General features: G+C 62.0%; 5 protein-coding genes. 4 read left to right on the top strand and 1 reads right to left on the bottom strand.

The features are described from left to right. Together DXA70_RS11455 and DXA70_RS11450 are read left to right on the top strand one after the other, a co-directional pair. Positions 1-321 (top strand): GPR endopeptidase (locus DXA70_RS11455; protein WP_128118541.1); only part of this gene is annotated, 321 nt, incomplete at its 5' end. Positions 322-364: 43 nt separating this feature from the next. After that, entirely contained in the window at positions 365-1,492 is a 1,128-nt protein-coding gene (locus tag DXA70_RS11450) for a stage II sporulation protein P (RefSeq protein ID WP_128118540.1), read from the top strand. A gap of 44 nt (positions 1,493-1,536) precedes the next feature. On the opposite strand, the gene DXA70_RS11445 is transcribed toward DXA70_RS11450, so the two are convergent. Next, positions 1,537-2,997, bottom strand: a complete 1,461-nt coding sequence (locus tag DXA70_RS11445; RefSeq protein ID WP_128118539.1) for a hypothetical protein — start codon at positions 2,995-2,997, stop codon at positions 1,537-1,539. Positions 2,998-3,501: 504 nt separating this feature from the next. Here DXA70_RS11445 and asnS point away from each other — a divergent pair. Continuing rightward, positions 3,502-4,890 carry an asparagine--tRNA ligase gene (gene asnS, locus DXA70_RS11440; RefSeq protein WP_128118538.1) on the top strand — a complete coding sequence of 463 codons (1,389 nt, stop codon included), beginning with the start codon at positions 3,502-3,504 and terminating at the stop codon, positions 4,888-4,890. A gap of 274 nt (positions 4,891-5,164) precedes the next feature. Next, positions 5,165-6,211, top strand: coding sequence for an A/G-specific adenine glycosylase (gene mutY, locus DXA70_RS11435; RefSeq protein WP_128118537.1), 1,047 nt, complete (start codon positions 5,165-5,167; stop codon positions 6,209-6,211). The last annotated feature ends 22 nt before the right edge of the window (positions 6,212-6,233 follow it).

The following is a 6,233-nucleotide window of genomic DNA, read 5'->3' as shown; positions in this document are numbered from 1 at the left end:
CCGTCCGCCCTCCTCTGCGTGGACAGCCTCTGCTCCTCGGAGCCGGAGCGGCTGGGCCGGACGCTGCAATTCTCGGACACCGGGCTCTGCCCGGCCCAGCCCGGCAGCCGCAAGCATCTGGCCGCCGCCCGGCTGGGGGTCCCGGTGCTCGCGGCGGGCATCCCCACCCTGATGGAAGCCCGGGAGGGCAAAGATTTGGTGGTCACGCCCCGGGAGCTGGACAGTGTCATCGCCCACGGGGCGGCCCTGCTGGGCAGCGCCATCAACCGGGCTCTGCAGCCTCGGCTGAGCATCGCGCAGCTGTGCTGGCTGGCGAGCTGACTGCATAGAATGGTCATAGCATTTTGACGGGGAGGGGATGGCCATGCGGCAGACAGAGCGGGGCGGCACGGAGCGGACAGGCCAGCTGGGGGCATTCCTGCTGGCGTTGGCCCTGCTGCTGGTGCTGACCGTTTTTGCCCACCGGGTGGTGCTGGGGCTGGCGGCGGTCATTGCAGGGCCGCTGCCTGCCGCCCGGACCGCCCTCTCCCTGAGCCGGAAAGCCATGCAGGAGGCAATCCCGGACGAGACACCGGGCAGCATTGCCTCAGAGCCCGCCCCGGAGTCTGCCCCTGAAGCCGCCGCCCCGGCCAATACCGGCATGGAAAGCTATCTTGCAGCCCTGGAAGCCGACGACGCCCGCCCCGCGGATGCAGGTGCCGTGCAGGAAAAGACTTACCCGCACGGCAGCGGCGAAAAATATATCCCCTGCGGCGGAGGCAGTATCAAAAACAACACCCGTGTCCCGGCGGCAGAAGTGGCGGCGGAAATCACAAACCCTTTGCCCTTTGCGGTAGAGTGGAACAGCCCTGACCCGCAGATCTTGATTATGCACACCCACGCCACGGAGGATTACCGACTTTCCGCCGGGCTGTGGTACCGCCCGGGTGACGGGGCCCGCAGCACCGATCGCAGCATCAATATGTGTGCGGTGGGCCGGGTGATAGCCGATACCCTCAATGCGGCAGGCCTCAACACCCTGCATGACGAGACCCTGAACGACTACCCCAGCTATACTGGCAGCTACGCCAACAGCCGGGCCGTGGTGCAGCAATATCTGGAAAAGTACCCCAGCATCAAAATCGTGCTGGATGTCCACCGGGACGCCATTGAGACGGAGAGCGGTACCCGGATGGCCCCGGTCTGGGCCGGGAGCGGGGCGGGGGAGCAGGCCGCGCAGGTCATGATCATCTGCGGGTGTGACAATGGCGGGAGCGTCCAGCTGCCCAACTGGCGGCAGAACCTCCGCTTTGCGGCCCGGTGGGAGACGGCCATGGAAGCGCTTTACCCGGGGTTCACCCGCCCGGTGCTGTTCAGCTACCGGTTTTACAATCAGGACCTGACCACCGGCAGCCTGCTCATTGAGATCGGTGGCCACGGCAACAACCTCAACGAGGCCCTCCGGGCCGGGCGGCTGGCAGCGAATGGACTGGTGGAAGCGCTGCGGGGATAAGAAAAAGGCCGCTGCGCGGCAGCGGCCTTTCGAAAGTGTCTTCTTTATTCAAACACGATGCAGCCCAGAATATTCTTGCCCAGGCGCTGGATCTGCTCGTTCTGGTCGTTGACGGCGGTGTAGTGGGAGCAGGTGCAGTCTGCGGCCAGCACAATGGCGTCGGCGCTGGTCACCTGCGGCACGGTGGCCGCACAGGTCAGGATGCTCTCGGCGGCGGTAACCACCTGTGCCCGGAGGGCACCGGTATCCTGCAGGGCAGCTGCCAGCGCGGTGAGCTGATCAGCGGGCAGGTCGCCCGTAATGAGGATATGCTTTGCCTCCGGGGCCCGGCTGGCGATGGTGGCCGCCATCAGGCAGATCATCTCAGCATCGGTGCTGCCGTCCGGGCGGTGCTCCATCCGGTCAAGGGCGGCGTCCAGCTGCTTGCTCTGCCGGGTCTTCCCGCTGGCCAGGGTGCCAAGCAGGGGCAGGCGGCAGGTGTCCCGCAGCTCTTTGCCGGAGTAGACTTTGCCCTGCACGAGGAACTGCACGGTGCCCGCGCCGCAGACCAGCACGATGCCCACGAGCAGGCCGATGAGGCCAAACTTGAGCACGGCGGAGGAGATGCGGGTGGACTGGAGCATGGGCTCTTCCGTGCTTTCCCACTCTTTGGTGGTATCTTCAAAGTTGCTGTCCAGCCGGGTGCGGCTCTGCTGCAGCTGGTCGATCTGGGTCTGCAGGGAGAGCAGGTTCTGGCTGTTTTCCGTCTGTGCGTCCCGCAGGTCGGTGGAGACGGTGCTGTAACTGCTCTGCGCGATGACACTGATGGTGTGGCTGCCCACCGAGGCCGTGATATTGGCGTTCATGGCATTCACCTGCTCCAGCAGGGCGGCCAGAATGTTGCTGGAAGTCTGCTCACTGCTGCTCATGACCGTAATGGCCAGCAGGTGAGTGTCCGGGTCAGAAAAAATGGTCACCAGCTCCCGCAGGTAGCGCTCCTGCATGTTGAACTGCTGAGCCACCTCACTCAGGGTAGAACTGTTTCCCAGCAGGGAAGCGTAGGCGGAAAGGACAGAATCGGTGCGGTCCGGATTCTGGTAGGCCATGCCGGGCTGGATCTGATAATTGGTGGTCACATAGAGGTCGGCCTGTGCCACCCGGACATTGTAGGGGTCCAGATTGTTCCAGACGGAATTCTCAGCGTACTCCTGCGCATTCTGGATGGCGTATTCGGTATCGCGCTGGCTTTTTTCGTTGTTGGCCATGTCGAGAGAATACTGCTGTTTGGCGGCCTCGTAACTCTCTTTTTTGCGGTTGTACTCGGCCAGCTCGCTTTCGTAGGCTTTCTGGGCATCCTGAGAGACCGCCCCGCCCCATGCGGTGTGTGCCCCGGCGGCCGCGCCGAAAATGATCGCGCAGGCCAGGGCGGCGGCAAGGATCTGCCGGTATTTGCGCAGGAGCGTGAAAGTGAGCGCCACAAGGTCGATCTCGTCTTCCTGCCCGTACGCAGGCTGGTTTTCCATCATGTTCTGTTTCTCCTTGTATCCTGTGTGGGAACGGTTTGTGCAGTCTGACTTCGTGTGGTGACAGACGGCATACAATTTCACTTTACAAGATATCATGGAAACTGCCGGATTGCAAGGGGAAGAGTGCACTTTTTAATTGACAAAGCGGCGCAAATGTGCTATTTTTAAAAAACTGAAAAGCGAAGATCGGGAAAAGTAGCGCGGGCAGTCTGGCCCAGAGAGCGCGGCAGCAGCTGAGAGCCGCGCGCAGACACAGCGTGAACGAACACCCGGGAGCTGCAAACTGAACCCCGGCGGGCCGGAAAGCCCTGCCGCCAGTAGGCGCGCCGCAGGCCCCGCGTTACAGGGGCAGCGCTTATTGTGAAAAAGGAGCGCGCGAGCGACCGGGGCACTCCCGGTAATTCAGGTGGCACCGCGGACATTACAAGACAGCTTGTTCGCCCTGAACTTTCAGGGCAAAAGCTGTCTTTTTCTTTTATAAAAATCAGAAAGAGGAGAAACACTATGGAACGTACTGAGATCGTTTCGCTGTACAAGAACACCCCGGCCGACGGCACGGTGGTCACCGTCTGCGGCTGGGCCAAGAACATCCGTGACTCCAAGAACATCGGCTTCATCGCCCTGTCGGACGGCGGCTGCTTCAAGACCCTGCAGGTGGTGCTGGAATCCGGCAAGCTGGCAAACTATGAGCAGGTGGTCCACACCGGCCTGTACAGCAGCCTGCGCGTTGTGGGCCGCATCGTCCTCACCCCGCAGGCCAAGCAGCCCTTTGAGCTGAACGCCGACAGCGTGGAGATCCTGGGCGACTGCCCGGCCGATGAGTACCCCCTGCAGAAAAAGAAGATGAGCATGGAGTACCTGCGCACCATGCCCACCCTGCGCCCCCGTACCAACACCTTTAACGCGGCGTTCCGTGTCCGCAGTGTGGCTGCTTACGCCATCCACAAGTTCTTCCAGGAAAACGGCTTCGTCTATGCCCACTCTCCGCTGCTGACCGCCTCCGACTGCGAGGGCGCCGGTGAGATGTTCCGTGTCACCACGCTGGACCTCGACAACGTGCCCAAGAACGAGGACGGCACCGTGGATTACACCAAGGACTTCTTTGAGAAGCCTGTCAACCTGACCGTTTCCGGCCAGCTGGAGGCCGAGGCCATGGCCATGGCGTTCGGCAAGGTGTACACCTTTGGCCCCACGTTCCGTGCCGAAAAGAGCTTCACCACCCGCCACGCGGCCGAGTTCTGGATGATCGAGCCCGAGATGGCGTTCTGCGACCTGAACGGCTACATGGATACCGCCGAGGCCATGACCAAGTATGTCATCCGCTATGTGCTGGACAACTGCCCGGACGAGATGGCGTTCTTCAACCAGTTCATTGACAAGGGCCTCATCGAGCGTCTGGAGCTGGTGGCCAACAGCGAGTTTGGCCGTATCTCCTACACCGACGCCATCGAGATCCTGAAGAAGAACAACAAGAAGTTCCAGTTCCCTGTGGAGTGGGGCGTGGACATCCAGACCGAGCACGAGCGCTACCTGACCGAGGTGGTGTTCAAGAAGCCCGTCTTCGTCACCGACTACCCGAAAGAGATCAAGAGCTTCTACATGAAGCAGAACCCGGACGGCAAGACGGTGGCCGCGGCCGATATGCTGGTGCCCGGCATCGGCGAGCTGATCGGCGGCAGCCAGCGTGAAGAGGATTACGACAAGCTGGTCACCCGTATGGACGAGCTGGGCCTGGACAAATCCAGCTACGACTGGTATCTCAACCTGCGCAAGTTCGGCGGCGTGGAGCACGCCGGTTACGGCCTGGGCTTTGAGCGCATGATCATGTACCTCACGGGCATCCAGAACATCCGCGACGTCCTGCCGTTCCCCCGCACTGCCTACGGTTTCTAAAAATAGTAAATCAAAACGCGAAAGCTGTCGCCGAAAGCGGCAGCTTTTTTGATGAACGGCCTTGCCCTCTCCGTCATTGCTTGCGCAATGCCACCTTGCCCCCTTCTGGCACTTTCGTGCCACCTCCCCGGCGGGAGTCTTTCAAAGGGAGAGGCCTTGGCAGTCCATGCGAAGTTTTCGGTTTCGCCAGAGGCTCTCCCTTTGGGAGAGCTGGACGCGAAGCGGCCTGAGAGGGCAAGCAATCTCATCTTTTTCAACAACGAGGTAACTTTCCGTGGAAAACATTTCACCTGCACTGCTGAACTGGTTTTACGAAAACCAGCGCGTCCTGCCGTTCCGCACCGACCCCAGTCCCTATCACGTCTGGCTGAGTGAGATCATGCTCCAGCAGACCCGGGTCTCGGCGGCGCTGCCCTATTATGAGCGGTTCCTCGCCGCCCTGCCGGATATTCCGGCACTGGCCGCCTGTGAGGAAGAAAAGCTGAATAAGCTCTGGGAGGGTCTGGGCTATTACAGCCGGGTGCGCAACCTGCAAAAGGCGGCCAGGATCGTCTGTGAGCAGTACGGCGGGGAGCTGCCAGCCGATTACGAAGCCATCCGCGCCCTGCCCGGCATCGGGGATTACACGGCCGGGGCCATTTGCTCCATCAGCTTTGGCATTCCGGTGCCTGCCGTGGATGGAAATGTCCTCCGGGTATTTTCCAGACTGTATAATGACCCCGGTGTGATTACAGATCCGGCGGTCAAAAAGGCCTTTACAGCCCGGGTGATGGAGCATCAGCCTCCCGCCGCCCCCGGGGACTACAACCAGGCGCTCATGGAGCTGGGGGCGCTGGTCTGTGTGCCCAACGGGGCTCCGCTGTGCGAGCAATGCCCGCTGGCCTCTCTGTGTCAGGCCCGGGCGGCGGGCACGGCCCTCAGCCTGCCCCAAAAGGCCGCTCCCAAGGCCCGCAAGCTGGAAGATCTGACCGTGGCGCTGGTGGAGAGCCCGGCGGGCTTCCTCATCCAGCAGCGGCCCGAAAAAGGCCTGCTGGCCGGGCTGTGGCAGCCCCTGCTCTGGGAGGGCACGGCTATGACCGCCGAACAGCTGCCGGCCGCCCTGACGGCGCTGGGCATCCACGGCATCACCGAGGCCAAGCCCATCCCCAAGGCAAAGCATATCTTCAGCCACATCGAGTGGCGCATGACGGGCTATACTGTCACGGTGGAGGCCCAGCCCGCGCCGGATGGCTGCATTTGGGCTACCCGGGAGCAGCTGCAAACGGAATACACCCTGCCCGGGGCGTTCAAGGCCTACAAAAAGCGGCTGGGTCTGGTGTGAGAAAATTTTAGGGTTTTGGTTG

The organism is Faecalibacterium sp. OF04-11AC (assembly GCF_003460645.1).
Classification (GTDB): domain Bacteria; phylum Bacillota; class Clostridia; order Oscillospirales; family Ruminococcaceae; genus Faecalibacterium; species Faecalibacterium prausnitzii_I.
Note: the sequence above shows the minus strand (reverse complement) of the source record. Positions and strands in the feature narration are given on the sequence as shown.